At 61.6% G+C, this 24,665-nt stretch carries 15 protein-coding genes; 7 read left to right on the forward strand and 8 right to left on the reverse strand.

Annotated features, from left to right (window positions below; translation table 11 throughout):
- Positions 1-33: 33 nt before the first annotated feature.
- From SE16_RS13015 to SE16_RS13040, 6 genes are all read right to left on the reverse strand, one after another.
- Complete coding sequence (locus tag SE16_RS13015) at positions 34-3,198, reverse strand: flippase activity-associated protein Agl23 (RefSeq protein ID WP_054492707.1); 3,165 nt, start codon at positions 3,196-3,198, stop codon at positions 34-36.
- A gap of 53 nt (positions 3,199-3,251) precedes the next feature.
- Complete coding sequence (locus tag SE16_RS13020) at positions 3,252-4,961, reverse strand: glycosyltransferase family 39 protein (protein WP_060687712.1); 1,710 nt, start codon at positions 4,959-4,961, stop codon at positions 3,252-3,254.
- A 19-nt stretch (positions 4,962-4,980) separates the two neighbouring features.
- A complete protein-coding gene (locus tag SE16_RS13025; RefSeq protein ID WP_054492002.1) occupies positions 4,981-7,299 on the reverse strand; it encodes a DUF2298 domain-containing protein in 2,319 nt (772 codons plus the stop codon).
- A gap of 56 nt (positions 7,300-7,355) precedes the next feature.
- Positions 7,356-11,807, reverse strand: coding sequence for a DUF2298 domain-containing protein (locus tag SE16_RS13030; protein ID WP_054492003.1), 4,452 nt, complete (start codon positions 11,805-11,807; stop codon positions 7,356-7,358).
- Between the two features lie 93 nt (positions 11,808-11,900).
- On the reverse strand, positions 11,901-12,254 hold the full coding sequence (locus SE16_RS13035) for a cupin domain-containing protein (RefSeq protein ID WP_054492004.1): 354 nt from the start codon (positions 12,252-12,254) through the stop codon (positions 11,901-11,903).
- Positions 12,251-14,191 (reverse strand): glycosyltransferase family 39 protein, encoded by a 1,941-nt coding sequence (locus SE16_RS13040; RefSeq protein WP_160316935.1) that lies wholly within the window; start codon positions 14,189-14,191, stop codon positions 12,251-12,253. Before SE16_RS13040 ends, SE16_RS13035 begins: the two co-directional genes overlap by 4 nt.
- 185 nt (positions 14,192-14,376) lie before the next feature.
- Between SE16_RS13040 and SE16_RS16740 the strand changes: the two genes are divergently transcribed.
- The 7 genes from SE16_RS16740 to SE16_RS13070 all read left to right on the forward strand — a co-directional run bounded on the left by SE16_RS16740 (position 14,377) and on the right by SE16_RS13070 (position 21,233).
- Positions 14,377-14,532 carry a type II toxin-antitoxin system MqsA family antitoxin gene (locus tag SE16_RS16740; protein WP_161804551.1) on the forward strand — a complete coding sequence of 52 codons (156 nt, stop codon included), beginning with the start codon at positions 14,377-14,379 and terminating at the stop codon, positions 14,530-14,532.
- 319 nt (positions 14,533-14,851) lie between these two features.
- Positions 14,852-15,949, forward strand: coding sequence for a heat-inducible transcriptional repressor HrcA (gene hrcA, locus SE16_RS13045; protein WP_054492006.1), 1,098 nt, complete (start codon positions 14,852-14,854; stop codon positions 15,947-15,949).
- A 7-nt stretch (positions 15,950-15,956) separates the two neighbouring features.
- Positions 15,957-16,541: a nucleotide exchange factor GrpE gene (gene grpE / locus SE16_RS13050; RefSeq protein ID WP_054492007.1), complete on the forward strand. Its 585-nt coding sequence runs from the start codon at positions 15,957-15,959 to the stop codon at positions 16,539-16,541.
- 63 nt (positions 16,542-16,604) lie between these two features.
- On the forward strand, positions 16,605-18,443 hold the full coding sequence (gene dnaK / locus SE16_RS13055; RefSeq protein ID WP_054492008.1) for a molecular chaperone DnaK: 1,839 nt from the start codon (positions 16,605-16,607) through the stop codon (positions 18,441-18,443).
- The gene (gene dnaJ, locus SE16_RS13060; RefSeq protein WP_054492009.1) at positions 18,440-19,558 is read left to right on the forward strand and encodes a molecular chaperone DnaJ; all 1,119 of its coding nucleotides are present in this window, start codon (positions 18,440-18,442) and stop codon (positions 19,556-19,558) included. Before dnaK ends, dnaJ begins: the two co-directional genes overlap by 4 nt.
- A 3-nt stretch (positions 19,559-19,561) precedes the next feature.
- Positions 19,562-20,473 carry a 50S ribosomal protein L11 methyltransferase gene (gene prmA / locus SE16_RS13065; RefSeq protein ID WP_054492010.1) on the forward strand — a complete coding sequence of 304 codons (912 nt, stop codon included), beginning with the start codon at positions 19,562-19,564 and terminating at the stop codon, positions 20,471-20,473.
- 7 nt (positions 20,474-20,480) lie between these two features.
- Positions 20,481-21,233, forward strand: a complete 753-nt coding sequence (locus SE16_RS13070; protein WP_054492011.1) for a 16S rRNA (uracil(1498)-N(3))-methyltransferase — start codon at positions 20,481-20,483, stop codon at positions 21,231-21,233.
- 30 nt (positions 21,234-21,263) lie between these two features.
- Here SE16_RS13070 and SE16_RS13075 read toward each other — a convergent pair whose 3' ends face one another.
- Positions 21,264-22,355, reverse strand: coding sequence for an alpha/beta hydrolase family protein (locus SE16_RS13075; RefSeq protein WP_060687714.1), 1,092 nt, complete (start codon positions 22,353-22,355; stop codon positions 21,264-21,266).
- A gap of 16 nt (positions 22,356-22,371) precedes the next feature.
- Positions 22,372-24,648: a hypothetical protein gene (locus SE16_RS13080; RefSeq protein WP_152918103.1), complete on the reverse strand. Its 2,277-nt coding sequence runs from the start codon at positions 24,646-24,648 to the stop codon at positions 22,372-22,374.
- Between the last annotated feature and the right edge of the window lie 17 nt (positions 24,649-24,665).

Genomic DNA, 24,665 nt, shown 5'->3' on the forward strand with positions numbered 1-24,665 from the left:
CGTATCCAAACAACAACACAACCACTCACACGCTTACTCACCCACATTGAAAAGCAACACACGGTGGTTGTCGCTATCAACAACCGCCAATACCCCGTCTTGATACGCCAGTCCAAGCGGCAAGGCAAAGGCATCGGTACTCGTACCAAACGTGCCCCACACGCGCTGAACCGCCCCCGCGGTATCAAATTCAATCACGCGATACCCCTCAGGGTCGCTAATCCAGACTCGCGCGCCATCCGTCTCGATGAATGGCTTGTTGACAATCGATTGGCTCTCCCAGCCGCGCACACGCCATTCGCGCAAGAAGGCGTATGTAGGCGAGAAGGCTTGTACACGTTGATTCCAGGTATCCGCTACGTAAATCGTGCCATCGGAAGCAACCGCCACATCGGTCGGCTCATTCAACTGCCCGGGGCCATTCCCCGCCCCGCCAAACATACCGGCAAACGCGCCGTCCAACTCGAACACCTGAATGCGCTTGTTGCCGGTATCCGCCACATAGAGGCGATGATCCGGCCCAATGGCTATGCCGCGCGGTCCCCAAAAGACGCCCGGTTGGGTCAATTGCCCTTGCGTATCAGCGAACGTTCCCCATGCGGTGATGAAATTCCCCTCGGCATCGAATTTCTGAATGCGATGATTCCAGGTATCGGCCACGTAGATATTGCCCTCAGCGTCCACGGCGACACCCCACGGCTCGTTGAACTGACCGGGAGCGCTGCCCATCGTCCCGAACGAGAAGGCGAAACTTCCGTCCGCGTTGAAGACCTGAATGCGGTGGTTACCGCTATCAGCAACCACCAGACGCCCATCCGGCGCAAACGCGACCGCGCGCGGCGTATTCAACTGCCCCTCGGCAACGCCAAACGCGCCAACAACGCGCGTCGCGCTCAACGTGACCATCTTTTCATCGTACTCATCTTGAATCAGCGTGGGGTCTTTGGCGGCGGCGATATTGCCGTAGCGCCAAATCTCCTTCACCAAATCGGGGCGCACATACATGGCGAAATTCGTGGAACCAAGCGGCTGCTTCAACTTGCGCCAAATCAAGAAGTCCAGGAAGTCGCGGCGATAATCGGCGCGGCGGGCGTAGCGAAAAGCATTTGCCACCACATGGAAGATATTGGCATCACGCTCACCCAGCGCCTGCATCACCGTCCGCGAGGGGTCATTCGGGTCGGGCACTTCTTGCACCGTCAGCATCAAATCTTTGTACTCTTCGGGGAACCACCAGCGCAATTTGTATTCATGGCGAATGTAGTTGGGAATGAACGGACGCGCTCGCTGTTCACGCTCGCTGTAGAGCGAGGTTTCGCCAATGAGCACCACATCGGCGTTCGCCAAATCGGGCCCCGGCGATTCCCCAAAGAAGCGTTTGTTGGGGAAGTTGCGCAAATACCATTCAAACGGCCAGGACGCGCCGCTATCGTAGGCGACCACCATGTCCAGCCCGCCGGTCAGGCGCTGGGAGAGGGCTTTCAAATCCTCGGTGACCATGGTCACGTCGGGCGCGGTTTGCGTGTAAATGAGCATCTCGCGCGGAATATCGCCATGCACGAACGAAGCCAGCCACGCATAGCGCCAGGTGGAAGCCGCCAACACCACCAGCAACACCAACATGACCGCGTCGCCGGCGGTTTTGTCGCCAATTTGCCGCCAGAGCCGCCACGCCAGCCACCCTGTTATGCCCAGAATGAGCAGCGCCGCCAGCCAGCCCATCGTCACGGTCAGCGCTTCGCGGGTGGTGCCTTGCAAGGGCCACTCACTCCGCAGCCCCCAGTAGAGCAGGGTCATGGCCGCGAGCGTTGCGACGAGAAACGCCAGCGCAAACCAAACACCCTCGGCGCGTATCGCCGACCACTCCACCTCGTCCAGAAAGTGCCCAATCGTCCACGCCGCCAGCCAAATCGCGGGCAAACTCATGTGCACGCTCAGCCAGGGCATCTTTTCACCCGCAATGCTGTAGGCAATGAACGACGTCACCAGCCACCAGAGCAGAAAAATGGGGAAGACGCCCTGCACACGTATCTGGGCATGTTCGTCCAACGGCTTGCCTTGGGGGCGCTTCCAGAACATCAACCAAGTGCCGGCAAAAAGCCCAATCGCCAACGCCATGTACTCATACAGCCAGAGCAGGAGCAGGTAGTAGTACCACGGCTGCCCGCCACGCTGGACATCGTGCTGGTCGAGCCAGTAGCCCAGCGCCCCGACAAAACCTGTCACCACGCCAAAGGGGTTGGTCAAAAAGGTGGTGTGCAGCAGTAAGAAAATCGCGTAGAAGAGAGCGGCAAAGGTGAGAAAACGGCGAATATCGAACAACACCGCCGCCACCCCTGCACCAATCAGCCACAACACGCCAAAGAAGAGCAGGCTGCGTGTAATCCCCGCCGGCGAATAGTCGAGCGCATCCCATCCCAAACCGAACCAATTGCCAAACACCACTTCAACCACAAGCGCCGTGGTAAAGGGCAAAAGCAACGCCGCCATCGTGACGACAATATGCCACGCGCGCGATTCTCGCAGAGCACGGGCGCGCGACCACTGGAACGCCACGATGAGCAACAAAAACGGCCAAAGCAACGCACTAAAAATGTAGGCGTTTTCCTTCGTGGAATAGAAGAACGCCATGCCAACCGCAATCAGTAAAAAGTATCGCTCGCGCCCCGTTTCCAGATATTTGAACACGGCATATACAATGAGCACCGTCCACCCCAGCGCGAAAATGTCATGGCGAATGAAGCGCGAGTAGTACAAAATCGTGGGCGAAATCAGCGTGAGCGCGACCGCCGCCAGCGCCCCACGCCGCCCCAGCCAATCGCGCATGAAGAGCCAGGGCGCTGCGGCAATCGCCACGCCAAACAGCGCCGGCCCCACCCGCACGGTGAAGTCGCTATCACCAAACAGCCAGAAGATGAGCGCCGTGAAGTGGAAGAGAAAGGGACCATGCATCAAGGGGTCGTGCTGGTAGCCGTTTCCAATGTAGAGATACCACGAGAAAACAGCGTGCAAACTTTCGTCGTGGTGCAACGCGCGCGTGCCCAGGTCCCAAAAACGGGTAAGCACAACAGCCACCATCAGCACGCCAAAAATCACCCATGCCCAATCAAGCGTCTGAATGGTGAACCAAGAACGATCAAGCCACGAGGAAGGCGTTGCCTGTTCGTGTTCGAGGTGCATTTCAGGTGTTGTCTGCATGGCTCTCTTCTCTTCCCTCACCTTTCACAACAAGGTTGTTTGTTTTCGCACACTCAGGGCGTTGTCACGTACAAAACGCCCCCCCACGAAACCACGCCCGGCGCTTCGCGGAAGAGCACCCATTTCACAAGCATCGTGCCACGCAAGCCGGGCCACGCCCACACACGCCCCAGATAGACCCGTTGCCCCAGCACGCCCGGCGGTGGCGGCGCTGCTTCATCCAGCAGCAGAATCTGCCATTCATCCGCCGTCGGCGGGGCGGTTGTCAGCGCGTCCACCGTTTCAAACTCACGGGCGTACCAGAAAGGCAACACGCCCAACGAACGTTGAATGCCCAGAGGCGCGCGGTCAGCGTGCAGGGTGCGTTCAAGACTGATACGCGGCAAGAACTCAGAAAGATACAAAAGATCGGGGTGTGGGGCTTGTTGCACCAACGGCTCGCGCGGGTCTGGCGCGTCGGCATAGACGAGTTGCCACGCCGTATGCCATTGCCAGAAAAGCGCCGCCACCAGCACCAAAACGCCCGTCGCCCGCCACGCGAGCCCCCACGAGAGCAACGCACCCGCCACCACCAACAACGCGCCAATGAGCACAGGCATGCTCACCAGCAAAAACAGCAGGGCGTCATGCACGCGCCCATGCCCATACGCCAGCAACAGGAGCCAGAAAAAGGCAGCCAAGATAAAGACGCCGCCCGTCAGCGCCGCCATCTCTTGGCGGGCGTGGAAGGTCATCACCGCATCCAGCAGGCGCGCCACCGCAACACCGCCCAACAACGCCAGCGGAAGCGCCGCCAGCGCCAAACTGCCCGTCCAGCCGCTGTTGAACAGCGCCGGCAGCACCAGCGCCGCCCCGCACCATGCCAGCAAAAACGCCGCCAGGCGTGGGCGCTCTGTGTTCAACAGCGCGCCGCCCAGCAATCCCCACAACACCAGCGGCCACTCATACAGCATGAACGCCACCATGTACGGCACAACCAGCCCAACACCATCCAGACCAAGCCACAAGCGCACAAAACGCGCCGGTTGCGCCAGCAACACCCCCACGCCATCCAGGTTTGTGAAGAAAGCGGTCGAGAGCAGGAGCGCCGTCCCCAGCGCGACCCCACTCGCTCGCACCCAGTGCGCCGCCAACACGTCGCGCACGGCTTGCGGCACCTGCGGGCGTACCCATGCCCACCAGAGCAAGCCCGCCACCGGCACAACCCACACCCCCGCGCCTGCCGTCAGCGCCACGCCAACGGCGAGCGCCGCATGGTCGAGGGTACGGCGCGACGGGTCGCGCCAGAGCCGCCAGAGCGCCAGCACCACCCAGAGCGAGACGGTGTACGCGAGGACGGTGTCATCCGCCTGGCGTGCAAAGAAGACCAACGAAGGCGACGCCATCACCAGCAACGCCGCCCCAAGCGCCGCCGAACGCCCCAACACGGCCCGCATGTGCCAGAGCAGCAGAAGCAGCGCCATGCCCGCAAGGGCGGCGACACTGCGCACGGCGGCTTCCCCCGTGCCAAAGAGCCACATGCTCGCGCCCACCAGGTTGAGCAACAGGGGTGAGGTGTCGGGGGCAAAAGCGGGCGGGCGGTGCGCGAAAGGTCCCACCACATCAAGCGCCACAGCCGCTTCGGAAGCAAAGAGCGGCCAGCGCCCCAAGCCGCCCATGCGCAACAGCGCCGCCCCCAGCAGCACAACAGACCATGCCACCTGTTCGGCTGACAGCGCCAGCCGGTGCGAGCCCGATTTTGCCGAAAGTGGTTGTGTCGTCATACGCAATGCGGTTTCCCTTTCAGCGAGCAAAAAGAATGACATGCTCGGTTTGGAGCACAGGCGTCATAAATGTCGCGAATTTTTCAATCTGCGGTGGCGCGAGATTGTATGTGTTTCGCTCGAACGAGCCAACCACGACATAGCGCACATTGAACTCGTCGAGGAGCGCCCGCGCTTCGTTGGGGTCGGTGGTGGTGTAGATGCGTTCAATCAAGGGCGTGCGCCGCGCCGGTTCATCGTAATTGCCTCGCCACTGCAACTCGTGGTTGCCCCAGCCCAGCACCGTCGAAAGCCCGGTCAGGGTAGCCACACGCGCCACATCGAAATCGTAAGCGGCGTTTGGTTTCGTCCCTTCCAGAATGACCACTTGCGCCGGCTCGTTCGCCAAGAGCCACGCCGCCGCCGGATAGTCGGGGTGCGATTGATACCAGCGTGTGCCGTCCAGTGTGGCGTTACCGCGGAACATGCCCGTCTTCGTCCAGGTCGCGGCTATGGGGTAGAGCAGCGAAAGCCCCACGCCTGCCAGCAGGCACACGCTCCACACCCACGCCCCGAACGGCGGCAAGCGCCGCGCCAGCCAGACCGCACCAAACGCGCCAGCCACCGCCATCAGGGTCCACGCCTGGAAATAGAATTTGAAGACGGTGTTCATGCGCGTGCCGAACACATCGCGGATAAAGACGAACTCCGGCAACACCATGAGCAACGCCGCCACCGCTACCAGCCCCAGCGCAAACCAGCGGGCTTCGTCCACTTCACCATTCGACCGCGCACGCGCCAGAAGCGTATCCAGCGCGAAGAGCGCCACCAACGCCACCACGATCCCCAACACCGCCACAGGCGCTCTTTTGAACAGCCCCAGCACACCCACGCCCCCGGCCAACACCGCCAGCCCCAGCGCCAGGCGTGTGGGGCGCGCGCCACGCAACAGGCGCACATGCGCCAGCACAAACCCCCATGCCGCCAGCCCGACCACGCCAACGTAGATGAGATACTGGTGTAAGCGGGTGTGAATAGCCCAGGGGACCAGCCCCAGCCCCTGCGCCTGTGATCGAAAGCCGACGTAGAAGGGCGCAAAAAGCGCAATGCTCCAAAAAGGAATGCCCAGCAACGCCACCCAAAGGTCGCGCGGCAAGCGTATCTGTGCCGACCAAATGGCAACCACCCACGCCGCCATGACAATGAAGCCGTAGGTGGGAAAATCCCACGAGTTGAGAAAGCCGAGCGCCCCCACAACCAGCAATGTCAAAACATAGCCCAACACGCCCTCATCCACCCGCTCCGCAGGCACCAGCAAGCCATGCCAGGCGCGTGCAGGCAACGCCCGCCGCGCCGCCCGCAAGAGGTTGAACGCCGCCGCGAGCGCCAGCAAGCCAAAGGGCAACGCCAGCACGTGCGGATGCATGTCGCCCAACAGGAAACTGAAAAAGGGGAATTCATCAATGATTTCGATATGCCCGCCCGTTTGCGGGTCCACATCGCGAATGGTGCGCGAGGCGCGCCACCACCACCAATTATCAGATGGATACCAGGTTTCGCTGGGGTTCAACGTGAGGTTGCGAATATCAAGCCAGGCATAGAAGGCGGGCGAGCCTACGCCGTTCGCCGAAGCGATTTCGAGCACGCCCTCAAAGTTGCTCACGCCCACCAGCAAAAGCGCCGCCAACACCCCCACCGCGACGCTTGTGCGCGCGTTCCAGACGGTGCGCGCGAGGTTGTAGCCAACGCCAAACGCCCCCAACGCGCTCAGCGCAAACAGCAAGGCAACGCCCAGATTGAACGCCACGCCCGTCGGCACGCCCCCCATCAGGCTGAGCAAGCCCATCAGCACATAGCCGAAGTAGTAGTAACTTATCGCGTAGCCGGCTAACCAGGGGTCGTTGGGGGGCATTTCCCCACCGCGCACAACCGCGTTCAAAAACGCGAATTCCATGGGCTTTTCGGTGCCCAGAATCGCGTTATCGTGCGCGCGCACCACCACCCACAAGGCAAAAGCGCACAAAAAGAGCACCTCTTCGCCCAGCAACAGCCGGCGGTGGCGCACCAGCCACGCCCGCCACGCCGACCAGCCGCCGCCCCAACGGGCAAGCACGCCCCACGACGCCAGGGCAACCAGCAACAATGCGCCCCAGCCCACGCGCCCATCCAGCCGCGCCATGCCCAGGACGCTCGTCAGCCAAACGAGGTAGCCCACGAGGAGCCACCCCAGCGGGCGCGCCACGCTCCACCCTCGATCGGGGAGATGCCGCAACCAAACAAAAGCCAGCGGCGCCGCCGCCAGCCCCAAAAGCGTGATGAGAATGTACCAGGTCAAGACTGCGAAGAGTTCTGCCATCATCGGATATGCGCGCCATTTGTTTTTATGTCAACATTGTACGAATCAGCGCAACACGCCTATTCACCCAACACGCGATAAATCACGGTCTGCTCATTGGCGTAGACCTGCTCCCACAAAATGCCGTCCATTTGGGCGAACTTCGCAATGCCTTCCGGCGTGGCATAGGCTCGTTCAAGCGCCCCCACCACCACATACTCCGCGCCATACTTGCGGAGCAAGCGGTACGCCTCGTTGGGGTCGGGGGTGTTGTAGAGCCACTGCACATCCTGAATGCGCCGCGACACCAATTCGCCGGGGAAGAGCGCCCGTTGCTGGCGTTCGTGCCAATCCCACCCCACAATCGCCGGGTTGCCCGTGAACATGGCAAACCGGTTGCCCCACCCGTAGAGCACGGGGTAGGTGTTCATTTCGGCAAAAACGGGAGAGCCTTCCACATTGCGCAACACCCATTCGATGGCGGCTTTGTCCCACTTCAATTCAATCGCCTGGTCATGGTCGTAATGAACGGCTTTCTCCATGAACGCCATCCCGTTCAAGGTTGGACCAACCGACTTGTCGAAGCGGTCTTCAATTTTCGCGCGGGTAGCCAGCACGGGATAGAGCAGCGTTGCCGTAAAGAGCAGGACAAACCCCCAGCGCCAGAACCACGCCCAGCCGCTGCGCCACTGCGGCAACATGCGCCACACATGCGCCGCCGCCACCGCCGACGCCACGCCAAAGAGCACCCACACCTGCATGTAAAACTTGAAAACGGTGTTCATGCGCCCAATGTCGCCTTTGAGCACGATGAACTCCACCACAAACGTCAGCGCCAACCCCAAGCCAATCATCGCCAGCGCCATCTGCCAGGTGGGGTTGGGGCGGCGTCGGAACGCCAGCAATGCCGTCATGGTGAGCAGAGCGAGAATCAACGACGGCACGCGCATGCCCGCCAACGCGGTAATAAGCGCGACGACGACCACAATCGCCAGCGCGTAGAAGCCCAACGCATAGCCCAGCCCAGGCCGCACCAGGCGCGTGAAGCGGCGCGTCAGCCGCCCCCAGCGCCCGAACGAGCGCCAGTAGAGCCGCAGGGTGCGCACAATGCCGTTGTGCCCACGCCCGTAGAAGAAATCGCCGATCAACGCGGCGAGGATGATAAAGAGGAAGAACCCATGAATGATGAGATAATCCCGCAACGGGGTGCGCGAACCATGCCAGCGGGTAATGCTGGTGTAGGCTGAACCATACCAGCGATGAAACGGCACAAACGCCACGTAGCCCACCACCAGCACCACGCCCCAGCGCCAGAGCGCCTGCCAAATCCCGTCCAGAGTGAGCCGCCCCGCGTGATACCATTCACGCAACACCAGCGCCACACCAACCAGCACGGCGTAGGTGGGAAAATCCCACGTGTTGGTCGGCCAGAGCGCCCCCACCACCAGCGCCGCCGCGCCCAGACGCACCCACTCGCCCAGCCCGCGCGTGCGCCCGCCGTAGAGCAGGGTCAGCGCCAGCCCCAGCGCCAGCAGCGTCAGCGGGAGCGCCATCATGTGCGCGTGCAGGTCGGCGTACAAGAAGGTGAACCAGGGGAACTCGGTAATCGGTCCCGGCTCTTCGACGGGGTGCTGAATGACACGGGTCGCATTCCAATACCACCATTCGATACGGAACGGCAACGGTTGCCCCGCCAGAAAGCCCGTCACAAAGCCGTGCAACGCCCGAATGAGGTAGGCAACGCCCGGCAATGAACTTTCAACCTGCAACGTGCTCAGCGATGCAAAGCCATCGAGAATGAGTTTCAATTCACCCAGGTTGCCAATCACGGCGACAAAGAGCGCCCCCAAAAACGCAAAGCCCACATCGCGCGTGCGCACCAGGCGGCGCGTGCCCGCCAAAAGCGCCAGCGCGACACCAAACGCGCCCATCGCCGTCATGGCGAACAGGGTTGGAATGGCAAGATTGTATGCCACATAGGGGACAACGCCCGTCAATTTGATGAGGGCGGCTATCAGCACAAAGCCAAAGTAGTAGTAGTTGATATAGCCGCCGGCATACCAGGGGTCATACGGTGGGAAATAGGCGGATTTGATTGTGGCATTCAGGAAGGCGAAATCCATGGGCTTTTCGCCCCCCAAAATGGGATGCCAGAGGTCGGGGTTTGCCCAACGCACCAGCAAAAAGAGCCCAAAGAAGCCCCAGAAGAAGAGTTCTTCCACCAACAAAAGCCGCCGATGCGTGCGCACAAATTCCGCCATCTCGTCGCGCCGGCGCACAACCAGCGCCACCGCGCCAAGCGCCCACACGCCAATCGCCAGCCAGATGCTGGCGCGGGTGAAGGTGAAGAGCCGCCAACTCCCCATCTGCCAGACCAACCAGCCCACCATGAGCAAACCCAGCGTGCGCGCAAAGGCATATCCCCTGTCGGGGAGTGGGCGCGCCAGCACGAACAGGTAGGGTGTGGCTATCGCCCCCAACAGCACCAACGCCAGCGCCCACGCAAGCACCGGGAAGCGGTTTGCGAGCCCGTCGGGGTTGAACATCGCCGACCACGTGCCGTGTGCGCGATAGGTGGGGAGCAGGTCTTCGGGCAACATGAGCGCAGTGGGGGCTTCGGTGGCTTGCTTGGGCCAATAGCGCACAATCGCGTCCCAATCCACGCCCTCGGTCAAAATGCGTTCGGCTTTGATGCGGTCGTAGGCGTCGGTTTTCTTGAAAATCTGCACACGCGGATGGTCGTACACGCTAAAGGCTTCTTCGGCGCTCTGGTCGGGAATTTGGATGCCGAAGAGTTGCGGATACGAGGTAAACTCCGCCACTTTTTCAAAGCCCAGGCGTCCATCGAACAGGGCGCGATAGTAGTTGATGGTCATCGGGTAGCGCTTGGGCAAGCGCGGAATAGAGTCGTAGAGGCGATTGCTGCTCAGCACAATGTAGTCGGCTTCATCGAGCCAGTTGAGCGCCTGTTGCAGTTTTTCGGGCGTATCTTCGGCGTACCACTGCATTTCGATGCCGCGGTACAACCCGCCAAAGGGGTCTTTGCCGTCAATGCGCAGCGGCAAAGGGTCGTCCCAATGTTCATTGGCAATCGTACTGCCGGGCGGAATGTGCTCATACATCCAGCGGCTGGCTTGGACGCGGCTATGCGGGCGTGTGTAGATGCTGGTGAACGCCAGCGCCCACAAAAGCGTCCCCACCGAAACCACGCTGAGCATAGAGCCCGCCAGCGCAGGCGTCCAGCGGAGCGACCAGCGCCCCACGCGCACCGTTTCACCGGCGCGGGCGCGGTCCCACAGCCAGATGAGCAACCACGCCGCCAACAACACCAACGTCGGGTAGATGGGAAGCATGTAGCGCAACGATTTCACCCACTGTGTTCCTTGATGCAAAAAGAGAATGCCCACCCACGAAACAGGTATCAGGTGCGCCCATTCTCGCCGCCGCACGAGGCGCACCAACGCCACGCCCCAGCCCAGCCAGGCGGTCAGCCCCAGCGGGAGCCCCATGCCCCATAGCACCATGTTCTTCCACGGGAACCAGAGCGGCGTGCGCGCCGTCCACTGATGACCGGGCGGATAGTCCACTTCGCCACTGACCAGCAGCCGCACTTGCTGAACGTTCTGCAACCAGCGTTCACTCGGCAAAACGCCCAGCAACCCCGGTCCACGGAAGGCGTCGGGTTGCCCGATGCGGAAGACGAAAAACGCCACCAGCGCCGTCAGCACCAGCCGCAAGAAGATGCGCTCGGCGGCAATCATGGCGGCTTCAAGGGCGCGGTCGGGGTCGGCGGTTTCATACGCCCGCCAGACGTGGTACGCCCCTACCAGCGTCACCACCAGCGCGAAGGTGAAAATGGAAACTTTGCTCGCCATTGCCGCGCCAAAGAAAACCCCCGTCAACGCCCAGTTGTACCAGCGCGGGCTGGCTTGCGCCCGCGCCAGGAAGTAGAGCGCCCCCACGATGAAGAAATTGGCGAAGGTGTCCACCACGAAAAAGTGGGCGTGTTGAATCGCCAACACGGTTGTTGAGAGCAAAAACGCCGCCAACAAGGCGATACGGTCATCGCGGTAGAGGCGGCGCGCCAGCAAAAAGAGAAAGACGATCGAAAAGAGGTCAAACGTGGCGCTCAGCGCCCGCCCCACCAGGTGTACCTGGTTGTAGTCGGTGCGGTCGAGCCACAAGGCAACGCCTTTCACAATGGTCAGCGGGAGTGTGCCATAAACGAAGAAATCATAGCCCACGTTGCGGGGATTGAGCGGCGAACGGGCTTCATCCAGGTACTCGGCGAAACTGGACGGCCACCCCAGCGCGGTCTCAACCATCGTCAAAAAGCGTTCGTCGGGGTGCAGGTGCTGGTACTCGTCCCAATTCAAGCCGACATAGCGCAAGCCCGCCGCCAGCAGCAAAATCAATGCCAGCAGGAAAGGTGTCGCAGCTTCACTGGCGACAAAACGCTGTACCCGTATGCGAAATGAAACGGGCGGTATGCGTGTTTCCGGTTCTGAATGCGAAGTCGTAATGTTGTTCATACCCGATTTGAAAAAACCCTCAGGTTTTCATCCCAGCCGACAAGCAACCAACATGGTAGCGTAAAGCCCCTGTCTCGCCAAAGCCTTTTGCATTCACGAACGCCCACCGGGCGGCGGCGACATCACCATCAGGAAGGTGAGTGGGCTGCTGCCGCTGTTTTTGACACCATGCGGCACGCCCGCCGGCGCAATAATCAGCGTCCCCGGTCCACATGTGCGCACTTCTTCTCCCACAGTGAACTCCCCCCACCCGGCTAATACAAAGTAGATTTTATCGTTTTCCTCATGCACATGCACCGCCTGAATCTGCCCCGGTTTGAGCGTGTTCAGCCCCACAAACAGCGCTTCTCCACTGAAAAAGGTATGCTTGAACGGTTTATCGGCACGCTCGCGAGCATAACTCAGCGCATGGCGAAAAAATTCATTGTCGGGCACAGTGGTTGTCATGGTCGGCCTCCTGTCTCTGCGTCAAGCCAAATCCACCAGTAGAGCACTCGCCCGTCAGGAGCGTACACCGCCTGCGGGACGGCGTCGGGCTGGTGCGCCAGAAACGTATCAAGCGCGTTGCGCCGCTCCGCCAGAAAGACCAGCACGGCGGGACGCTCGCGCACAAATGAAAAATCGCCCGTTTCCGTCGTCGTCATTCCCTGCGGGCGATGACCAAGATACTGTATAACAGGATTTTCAAAAGCAAGAAACGGCGCGCCCCAAAAATAGACGAAGGGGCGTTCGGGCTGAGCCGCCAGCCATTGCCCCAACGTGGTGGCGGTTTGCATGGTGGGAATGTCGAACCGCCCTTGGTCGGCATAGCGTTGCCCGTAGGTGTACAGCGACCACCCCGCCATAAGCGCCATGAAGAGCACCCCCCACGCCAGGCGTTCCCACATCGTCAGCGGCAAGAGCCGCAACGACGCCCAGAGCCCCCACGCCACGCAGAGCACCATCAGCGGCGCAAGCGGAAGCAGTTTTGCGCTTGCGGGTGGGTCGGGGAAGAGGGCGGCATACGCCCCGCCAAGCGCCAACCAGCCAACCAGCCAGAGCGTGCGACGCCGCACGCCGTCCGCCCACCATGCGCCCACGCCCAGCAACAACGCCACGCGCGAAGGCGCGTCCAGCAGCGGCGCCCCCCAGCCAAACAGGCGGTCGCGGTCGGCGCGCGCGAGAAAGCCCAAAAGCGCCTCGCGCACCTGGCGCGCTAGCAACAGCGTCGGCGAAACGCCTTCACCAGCCGCCACAATCGCCAGCCAACCGGTGGCGAACACATCCACACGCGCCGCAGGACGCCAGAGCGCCGCCGCCCACCCATGCTCCACCGCCAGAGGCGACGCCGTGAGCCAGCCCATCCACACCGCGATCCCCAATCCGCGCCACTGCCCACCCCACTCGTGAGGGTTCAGCCACCAGGTGAGCACCAACCACCAGAGCGCCAACAGGACAAACAGCCGCGCCGCCATGGTGAACGCGAGGCTCAGCCCCAAGAGCATGCCCGCCAGCGCCCACCAGGCGACAGAGCGAGAGCGCAGCGCCCGCATGAGCGCCCAGACGCCCCCCAGCCCAAACACCACATCCAGCAGTTCGGGGGTGGCAATGCGCCCATAGTGCACCGCCACCGGCAAAACCGCCCAGAGCGCCGCCGCCGTCCACGCGACGATATCATCATCGAGCAGTTCACGCACCAGCGCGAACATCAGCGGCACCGCCCAGACGCCCAGCACTACAACGGGCAAGCGCGCCGCAACCAGTGTCGGACCGAGCGCGCCCACAAACAGCGATTGCCACCACGCCAGCAGGTGCGGCATGCCCAGCCAGCCGGCGGCAAATGGGGAACCCACCTCGCCCATGCGGAGCGCCAGCGCACGCAACGCCAATTCGCCCTCGGCTTCCGCCATTGGCCAGGGGAACGCCCCCACGCGCCAGACGCGCACGCCCAGCGCCCAGAGTGTCAGCGCCGCCAGCCAGCGCCAGGACGCCGCCCGCCGGAGCCGTTGCCCGCGCCACGCTTCTGGTACGGGGAGTGTGGAGACGAACGCCGCCAGGACGCCGGCGACAAAAAGCGCCATCTCCGTATCGGCGGAAAGCGCCGCGCGCACGCCGGGACGGTTCAACACGCCGACAAGCGCCGTCGCCAGCAAGGCGATTCCCAGCCGCAGGCGGTGCTGCCACGCCAGCCTTGCCCACGCCCGCAGACGTTCGGGCACACCTCTCAACCAGCCGAGGCGCTCCAACCAGAGCACCCACGCCGCCAGAAACGCCGCCCCAATGGCGAGCCGTGTGCTGTGGAGCGTGGAACGCCACAACAAAACCGCCGCCGCCCCAACCAACACCAGCACCACCGCAAGCACGGTAGCCGCACGACGGTCAATTGTGGTTCGCTCAGGTTTCATACGGTTGCGCATTCGCCTGTTGGTCTCGTTGCGGCAAGATACTCATCAAAGCCAACGTTTGGTCAAATGATGCAGGCGCTGAGGCGTTTCAGGCGCGCTCAGCCCCAACATGCCGGGCGTCCTTCATGGCATTGACACGCTCCGAAGGGACGCTAGAATCGGCACAGGGAGGGGCAACGTGCACAATGAAATGCGTCATCTGCAAACACGGGGAAACCCAAAAAGGAACAACGGTGCTTGTCTTTCAGCGAGAAGGCGCGACCGTCGTCATCCTGGACGTGCCCGCCCAAGTGTGCCAGAACTGTGGTGAGGCATACGTAAACGAACAGACTTCAGAGTAGGTGATGAGGCAAGCCGAGCAGGCTTTCAGAGAAGACATTCTCGTAGACGTGCGCCGTTTTGCCGCCTGACGCTCCGCCGAAGCCCCCGTGCCGCCTGAAATAGCACGAGGGCTTTCCTTTTTGCCCAGATTTGCCCCCCAGATATGGGGACAAAACCCCGTTTGGCATGCCCAAGCAGATTTTTGGATACTCACCCCTTCCTTATGTATTGACACCAAAACGGCTCTTTGCTATCATACATGCCGAATTCTGGCACTCACAGCAAATGAGTGCTAAATACTTGGACGCAGTGAAATGTTGTTGGGGGTGAGGGGGCACCATGTACGACGAATTGACGGAACGCCAGCGAGCCATTCTCGGCTTGATTGTGCGTGAATATGTCGCGACGGCGCAACCCGTTGCTTCCAAAACGCTGGTGGAAAAATACAACCTCGGCGTGAGTTCGGCGACGGTGCGCAACGAGATGGCCGCCCTCGAACAAATGGGCTACCTGACACACCCCCACACATCGGCGGGGCGCATTCCAACAGAACGCGGCTACCGCTATTTCGTCCAATGCCTGATGGAGCAAAGCGAATTGCCCGAAGAAGAACAGCGGCTGATTCGCCACCAATTCCATCAGGCGCAAATGGACCTGGACCAGTGGATGCGGCTTGCGGCGGCGGTGCTGGCGCACACGGCGCATACCGCTTCGCTCGTGACGGTTCCCCAAGCCCCACAAGCCCGTTTGAAGCATATCGAACTCATCAACATCAGTGAAGCGCTGGTGCTGGTGATTCTGGTGACGTCGGCGGGGCTGGTGCGCCAACAAATGGTGCCCCAACCGCAACCGCCTCTGCCGCAAGAGACGCTCAACGCCATCGCCAACAAACTCAACGCCTTGTTTGAGGGGATGACCTACCAGGACGTGCGGCGTCGTATCGGCAACGACCTGACGCCCTTTGAGCGCAGTGTTGCCGAAGTCGCCGCCTTGCTCATGGAGCGCATTGACAGCCGCAGCGTGGGGCAAATCTACCGCGATGGGTTGCTGCATGTCCTGCGGCAACCGGAGTTTGCCGAAGCCGAAGCCGTGCGCCAATTGGTGGAGATTATCGAAGGGCGCACGTTGCTGGAAAACATCATCGCCGAAGTGAACACCACCAGCGGCGTGCAAGTCATCATCGGCGGTGAACAGCCGTGGGAAGCCATCGGCGACGTCAGCCTAGTGGTCTCCCCGTATGGCGTTGACGGCTACGCTGCGGGTATCATGGGCGTGTTAGGTCCCCAACGCATGCCGTACAGCCGCGCCGTGAGTGTAGTGCGCTTTGTGTCCGACCTGATGAGCCACCTGTTGGCGTCCATGTACGGCGGACAACCATTGACACAAGCACGGCGGGAGGCAAACCATGCGCAAGAAGAAACCAACGCAACAGAGTGAGGCAACCATGACCAAGGAAAAAGAACAGCAACACGTGGAACAGGAACAGGCACAAGAAGAACAACCCGAAACGACGGCGCAAGCCGAAGCGAATTCCGAAGCCGCGGAGGCGACGGAAACCCCTTCGACGGAGGAACTGATGAGCCAGTTAGATGAAGCCCGCCGCCAGGCGGAAGAATACCTGGACAACTGGCGGCGCACAGCAGCGGAATTCCAAAACTTCCGCAAACGCAAAGAACGGGAAATGCAAGAATTTGAACAGCGGGCAAACGAACGCCTGATTCTCAAACTGTTGCCCGTGCTCGATGATTTTCACCGTGCTCTGGCGAACGTGCCCGAAGACCTGAAAGACCATGACTTTGTGAAAGGCATTGAACTCATCGAACGCAAATTCTGGGGCGTGCTGGAACAAGAAGGCGTGACGCCCATCGAAAGCAGCCCGGGCACACCGTTCGACCCCGCCGAGCACGAAGCCTTGCTCAGCGAGGAGCACGACGAGTTTGAATCCGGGCAAATTATCGAAGAATACCAGCGCGGCTACAAACATCGCGGGCGCGTCATTCGCCCCGCACGTGTCCGTGTGGCGCAATAACCCAAACGACAACAAACGCCCCCACCATGGGGGCGTAACATCTTGAAGCGATAGGTGGTGGCTATGCCAATACTGGGAATTGACCTTGGAACGACGAACTCGGTCATGGCCATCCTCGAAGGGGGCGAGCCGGTTGTCATCCCAAATGCGGAAGGGCAACGGCTCACCCCCTCGATTGTGGCAATCAACCCCAAAACAGGCGAGCGCCTCATCGGCGAAGTCGCCAAACGCCAGGCGGTCACCAACCCCACCAACACAGTGACCGCCATCAAGCGTTTCATGGGGCGCCGTTTCCGCGACGAACAGACCCAACGCGAAATTGAGCGTGTGCCCTACCAGGTGGTAGAAGCCGTCAACGGCGGCGTGCGCGTCCTGCTCAATGGGCGCGAATACGCCCCGCCTGAAATCAGCGCCATGATTCTCGCCAAACTCAAACGGGACGCCGAAGCCTTTTTGGGCACGGAAATTACACAAGCCATTATCACCGTGCCCGCATACTTCGACGATGCCCAACGCCAGGCAACCAAAGACGCCGGACGTATCGCCGGACTGGAAGTCCTGCGCATTATCAACGAACCGACGGCTTCGGCGCTCGCCTATGGGCAATCGCTCAGCGGCGCGGAACGTGTCGCAGTGTACGACCTGGGGGGCGGCACGTTTGACATCTCCATCCTCGAAATTGCCGACGGGGTGTACGAAGTGCTGGCGACCGCCGGCGATACGCACCTGGGCGGCGAAGACTTCGACCAGCGCATCATCAACTGGGCGGCGGAGCAGTTTTTAGAAGCCGAAGGCATAGACCTGCGCCAGGACCCCATGGCGCTCCAACGGCTCAAAGAAGCCGCCGAACGCGCCAAAATCGAACTCTCATCGGTCTATCAAACCGAAATCAACCTGCCCTTCATCACCGCCGACGCCAGCGGTCCGAAGCACTTGCAACTGGAATTGACCCGCGCGCAACTCGAAAGCATGACCGAAGACCTGATTGCGCGCACGCTTGAACCTGTGCGGCAAGCCCTGCAAGACGCCGGGCTGACGGTGGACGACATTGACGCGGTGCTGCTGGTGGGTGGGCAAACACGCATGCCCGCTGTGCAAGCCGCGGTGGCTGAGTTCTTCGGCAAAGAACCGCACAAGGGGCTGAACCCCGATGAGGTGGTGGCGTTGGGCGCCGCCATCCAGGGGGGCGTGCTGTCGGGCGAAGTCAAAGACGTGCTCTTGCTCGACGTGACGCCGCTGACGCTCAGCCTGGAAACGGTGGGGGGCGTGGCGACGCCCATCATCCCGCGCGGCACGACGATCCCCACCCGCAAATCGCAAATTGTGAGCACGGTGGAAGATAACCAGCGCACGGTGCGCATTCACATTGTGCAAGGCGAGCGCCCGCTTGCCGCTGAAAACCGCTCGTTGGGCTATTTTGAACTGACGGGCATTCGCCCGGCACGGCGTGGCGAACCCAAAATTGAAGTCACGTTCGATATTGACGCCGACGGCATTTTGCACGTCACCGCCCGCGACCAGGATACCGGACAAGAACAGAGCATCACCATCACGGGCGTGTCGGGTTTGCGCGAAGAAGAGGTGCAGGAGATGATTGCGCAGGCGCGCGCCGCCGAAGAAGAAGACCGCAAACGGCTCGACCTGGTGCTCGCCCGCAACAAAGCCGAAGCGGTGCTCCACCGTGTGGCGCGGGCACGCCAGCAATTCAAAGAGCGCATTACCGATGACTTTTCGCAGCGCCTGCACGAGCACGAAGTGGCGTTGCGCGAAGCGCTAGCCGACCCTGACGCCACGCCGGAGCGCATTCGCGGGCTGACCAACGACCTGGCGCTGGTGCTGAGTGAATTGGACCAAACCCCACAGTCGCAGGCAACATCAACAGAGCCTGAGGGTGAAGAATGAAACGAGATTATTACGAAATTCTGGGCGTTTCACGAACCGCAACCAAAGAGGAAATCAAACGCGCCTATCGCAAATTGGCGCGACAATACCACCCCGACATCAACAAAAGCCCGGACGCCGAAGAAAAATTCAAGGAAATCAACGAAGCCTACGAGGTGTTGAGCGACGACCAGAAACGCGCCGCCTACGACCGGTTTGGGCACGCGGGCGCGCAAGGCATGGGCGGCTTTGGTCCCGATATCGGCATTGACATCGGCGATATTTTCGCCGAGTTCTTCGGCTTTGGTTCAGCAAGCCGCCGCGCACGCCGCCAAAGCCCCATGAAGGGCGCCGACCTGCGAGCGCGCATCACCATTGATTTTGAAGAAGCCATCCGCGGCACGCGCAAGAAGGTGGTGATTGAGCGCATGGAATTGTGCCCCGAATGTGGCGGCACAGGCGCTGCGCCCGGCTCGCAACCGGTGCGGTGCTCGCAATGCGGCGGTTCGGGCGAAGTGCGGAGCGTGCGCCAAAGCATTTTCGGGCAAGTGGTGATGAGCAACACATGCCCGGCATGCGGCGGCGAAGGGGAAGTGGTGGCGTCGCCCTGCTCGCGCTGCCACGGGCAAAAACGTGTGCGCGTGCAACGCACGCTGGAAGTCAACATCCCCGCCGGCATTGAAGACGGCATGCGCATTCGCCTGAGCGGCGAAGGTGAACATGGCTTGCGCGGTGGTCCACCGGGCAACCTCTACGTGGACGTCCACGTGCGCCCGCATGAATACTTCCGCCGCGACGGCGACGATATTTTGCTGGACGTGGAAATCAACGTGGCGCAAGCCGCCCTGGGCGACGAAATCGAAGTGCCCACGGTGGACGGTCCCGCTACGCTCCGTATCCCTGCGGGCACACAAACCGGCGCGACGTTCCGCCTGCGGGGGTATGGCGCGCCCAACGTGCACAACCCCGCCCTGCGGGGCGACCAGGTGGTGCGTGTGTTCGTGGTGGTGCCAACCGACCTGACCCCCGAACAGCGCCGCCTGTTTGAAGAACTGGCGAAAACGTTGGGCAAAGAAGTGATTCCACAAGGGCGCAAAGGCTTTTTCGACAAACTCCGCGACGCATTGGGAATGTGACCTATGCAGTGGCTCGAAGTTTCGCTTGAAGGTGTGGACGGCGAAGGCGTTGAAGCCGTGTGGGAACACTTCCAGCACTACACACACGGAAGCCCCGTCATCGAAGAAATCCGCGAAACCGCGCACGGTCCTCTGCCGGAACCCCGGCTCGCCGTGCGCGGATATATCCCCGATACGCCCAACGGGCTGGAAGCCGTGCAAAAACTTCGTGAAGCCATCTGGCATCTGAGCATGATTTACCCCCTGCCCGAAGTGCAGGTGCGCCCCCTGCACGAAAAAGATTGGACCGAAGCATGGAAACAGCACTACCACCGCCAGCGCGTCGGCGAGCGCCTGGTGATTGCCCCCGCATGGGACACCACGCCCCCCGCCGAGGATGAGATAGTGATTTTTATTGACCCCGGTATGGCGTTTGGCACGGGGCAACATCCCAGCACGCAACTGGTGTTGCGCCTGCTCGAAGCCGAATGCCAGCCCGGCATGCGTGTGTACGACGTGGGGTGTGGGAGCGGTATCCTCTCCATCGCCGCCGCCAAACTCGGCGCTTCCCAGATTGACGCCGTGGATATTGACGCGGTAGCGGTGGAAGCAACGTGCGAAAATGCAGAGCGCAACAACGTGCCCTGCGGTCCCGATACACGCGAGGGCATTCGCGTGGCGACCGGCTCCATTGAAACGTTTGCCGGTCCGTATGACCTGATTCTCATCAACATTCTGGCGGAAATCATCGTGGGCTTGTTGCCGCACGTCCCCGCCCGACTGGCGCCCGGCGGTCGCGCGATTCTGGCGGGTATCATCGCCGAACGCGAGCCGCTTGTGCTGGATGCGCTCCGCCTGCATGGTCTGCACGTCGTACGGCGTGAGACCATGGGCGATTGGGTGGGGCTGGTCATTGCCGCGAACGAAGACAAGTGAGGGGAATATGCATCGTTTCTTCGTCCCAGCCGACGCTATTCGCGAAACCGAAGTGCTCTTTCCCGAAGAAACCGCGCACCAGCTGGCGCGCGTGTTGCGCATGCGCCCCGGCGACCATGTGATTGTGTTGGACAACAGCGGTTGGGAGCGCGAGGTTGTGTTGGAGCAGGTTGCCCGGCGTTCCGCCACGGGGCGTGTGGTGGGCAAGCGGCTGGCGGAAGGGGAGCCCCGCGTCAAAATCACGCTGTATCAAGCCATGCTCAAAGGAGCAAAATTTGAGCTGGTGTTGCAAAAAGGCACCGAGCTGGGCGTGGTCTCGTTTGTGCCGGTGATTACATCGCGCACGGTGGTGGGGAGTTTGGGGAACGTGGGGCAAAACCGCCTGAACCGCTGGCGGCGCATCATCACCGAAGCCGCCGAGCAATCACGGCGCGGACGTTTGCCGGCTTTGGAAGACGCGCTCATGTTCGAGCATGCGGTCTCGCAGGCGTATCGGCGCGGCGGGCGCATCATCATGCCTTACGAGGGGGAATCGTCGCTGACGCTTCGTGAGGCGCTTGCACCGAATGAAGAAGGAGAACGCCCCTTCAGCATCAGCCTTTTCATCGGTCCAGAAGGTGGGTTTGAAGAAGAGGAAGTTCAGTTGGCGCGACAAGCGGGGGCGGCGGTTGTCACGTTGGGCAAGCGTATTTTGCGCGCTGAAACGGCTGCCATTGCCGCGACAACGGCGATTTTGTATGAGTTGGGTGAGTGGGAGTAGCGCGCCCTTTCCTGGAAAACGCGCTCCCCTTCACCGCACATGCTCGTCAAAAAACGCCAGGACGCGCGTCATGAACAAATCCCACGTCTCACCCTGAAAGTTGTGCGGTGCGCCCGGATACGCATAAAACTCCACCTCTTTCCCCGCCGCCACCAACGCATCACGCAGCCGCTCGCTCCACGCAAACGGCACCTGCTCGTCAAAAGTGCCGTGATGAATTTGCACAGGCGCTTGCACCCATTCCAGATACTCGATAGCGGACATCTTGCGGTAGGCGTCGGGGCGTTCGTCGGGGCTACCGTACTGCGCCGCCAGGCGTTCCATCTCCGGGCGGTTCCACATGCGGTGAATGTGCCGCCAGTTGTCCGCCATGTCGCCGCTCATCGCGCCGTACAGCACCACCGCATCAACCCACTCCGGCCGAATCACCATGACGTTGATCGTGATACCGCCCCCCATGCTGTGCCCCCACACACCAACCCGCGAGGCGTCTGCCTGGGGGAGACTGGGGACACTCGCCAGCAAGTTCAGCACATCCACCACGTAGCCCATGCGGAAATCGTTTGGTCCTTCGTCACTGCCTGCGTAATTGCGATAATCGGGCGCAATGGTGAGAAAACCCGCACGTGCAAGCGCATCCGCCGCACGGAGCGTACCGTAGCCTGTCTGGTAAATCGCCGGGTCGAAGTAGCCATGATTGAGCACAATCACCGGAAAGGGTCCTTCGCCGTGGGGGATATTGGCATACCCCGTAATCGTCAGCCCATCGCTCGGATAGCGGATGAGATAGCGGTCAAACGCATCTGTTTGCGCCAACAATGCCGTGAGTTCAATCGTGCCCCCTTCGTAGGTGCGCGCGCGCAACGTTTCGATGAAGAAGGGCGCCAACGGGTCAGGGGTGGGTGAGGGGGACGGTGTGGGAGAGGGGGTTGGCGAAGGCGGCGGCGTAAGGGTCGCTGTGGGAAGGGGCGAAGGCGTGGCTGTGGGTGTCGCCGGCAACGTGGGCGCAATCGTCGGGCGCACCGCCAGCGCTGTGGGAGACGGTTCAGGCGGCGGCGTTGCACGGCACCCGACGCCAAGCACCACCCAGACGACGGCCACGGCGCACAATGTTTTCCACATGCGCATTCCTCCGCTCTTATCGGTCAACCACAACCTCCCCGATGACAAACAAATCTTCCCCCGATGGCGTGCTGAGCCGCGTCAAATCGTCGAGGCGATACATCCCCACCCGCAACGCATAGCGTCCGGGGGGCAAGTTCGGCGCAAGGCGCACAGCGTGCACATCCACATACGTCTCTCCCGCTCGCCAACCCGACGTCGGCGCTATCCCGTTTTGCGGCGGTCCATCGCTTTGCCCCACAATCTGGCCATTGGCGTCGAGCACATGCAAGAACACCTGGTAATCTTCGGGAACATCGGCGAGTGCCTGCCAGACAAGCCGCACCGCCGCAATCCCGCCGCTCTGCGCTGTGGGCGTGAAATCGGCGCGTTCCAGTCGAATGAGAGGCGTCCCATCCACTCCAAGGGCGACGCCGACCGGGTTCATTTGCCACTCATCCGTGTCGAAATAGTAGGCAACGCGCAGCGAATCGAAAAACGCCTCTTCTACCCAGCCGCGCGTGTCATCCTTCACCAACCCGCGCGTGCGGCTTGCCAGCCGGTCAAGCGCGTTGGTCTCGCGGGCTTTGGGTCCCGTCCCCACAATCCAGACGCCAAGCGGTTCTTGCGCCAACGCCAGCAACCGCTCGACGCCAAAGCGCAATTCAGCGTCAAACACAAACGTGCCGTGAATGCGGGCGCGCCCTTTGTACGCATTCAAAAAGTACTCCACATGGTCGGGGTCGTTATGCCAAATCATCGTCTCGCCGGCGGGCGTGGTTTGCAAGCGTTCAGCCGCCGCCACATACGCCGGCGACACCAAACGGCGCGCTTGCACAAGGAAACCACCGGTTCCCAACACCACCAACGCCGTTATCCCCGCCAGCATGCGTTTGTTGAACCCGCGCCCCCCGCGCCGGAGAAGCCACACACCCGACACCACGCACACACCCACCAGCCCCAGCAAGGGCGCCAAAAGCCCCCACAGCAGACGCCCATCCTGCATCCAGACCACAAAAAGCGTTTCAAAAGTCCCTATGCGCAGGAGATTGGGAATCTGCGCGTACTGCGGATCAAAAAAGACGGGCGTATCGAACCAGGCATCCAAGCCCTTTTCACGTTCCAAATAGGCGTCATACATGCCCGGATTCCACGCCACCCCAATCGTATTGACTCCCACAGCCAACGCGAGCAACGCCCCGCTCACACGTGGGCGCAGGCGCACCACAGGCGCCCACAACCAGGCCAGCAACGGCAACATGGGCACCAGAAAACGGGGTCCCCACGCCGAACCACCGTGCCACATGTACCATTTGCCATAGAGCAAGACATAGACCACAAACGCGCCCAGCGCGAACAGCGTGCTCACCGGCAAGCGCCGCCATGCGTCGCGTATGCCCCACGGCACCACCACCACCCACGGAATGTACCACACCAGCCCACGCCCCGGCGCAACCAGTTGCCCCACAATGCCCCGCCACCAAACCGCCGAAAATGTTTCATAGTCGAGGTAGCCGGTGGTGAAGGGGCTGCCATAGCGCGCCCAGTTGTACCAGAGCACGGCGCACCCCGCCGCCGCCAGCGGCACGCCCAACCAGGTGAGCAAGCGTAGCCAGGTACGCCACACATCTGCACGCGCCACACGCCGCGCACTCAACCAGAGCACCGCCGCCACCGCCAGCGGCACCACCACGGCGTGCGCTGTGCGTGCCAACATGCCAACGCCCAACCATGCGCCCAGCCCAAAAGCGGCGCGTCGCCGCACGGCGTCATCCGTCGCCTGTTCAAACGTGATGAGCCGCTCCAACAACCCTACCACACTCAACGCTACCAGCGGCTCGCTGAAAAACGTCTTGGTGTACGCCCACATTGGACTGCCTAGCCCCCACGCCAGCACCACCAGGGCGCGTTGGCGCGTTGTCAACGCGGGAAACGCTTTTGCCAGCGCCACAAACAGCAAAAAACCCGCCAATGCAAACAGCAGCGGATTGAGCAAAAGCGCCATGTGCACGGGTCCCACCCCTGGCACTACAAGCCCAAGCGCGGCAAGCGGCAACGCCGCCCCCGTCACGCCAAAGCCTTTGCGCGCGTAGAGCAACCCATCAGGTCCCGGCGTATTTTGGTGCAACCCCATCCAATGAATCTGGTCAACATCCAAGCGCCCATACCGCACAAGGCTGTCCGTCACCGCGTATGACGCCAACCCATCATGAAACGGAAAAGTGCCTTGCCAGACCAACAGCGCCATGCCGTACAGCAAGAGCGCCATGCCGGTCGCTTGCCATGTCATCCGAGCACGTTTCAGGGATACCACACCTTTCCTCCACGTTT

It is taken from the genome of Ardenticatena maritima (genome assembly GCF_001306175.1).
Taxonomy (GTDB): Bacteria; Chloroflexota; Anaerolineae; order Ardenticatenales; family Ardenticatenaceae; genus Ardenticatena; species Ardenticatena maritima.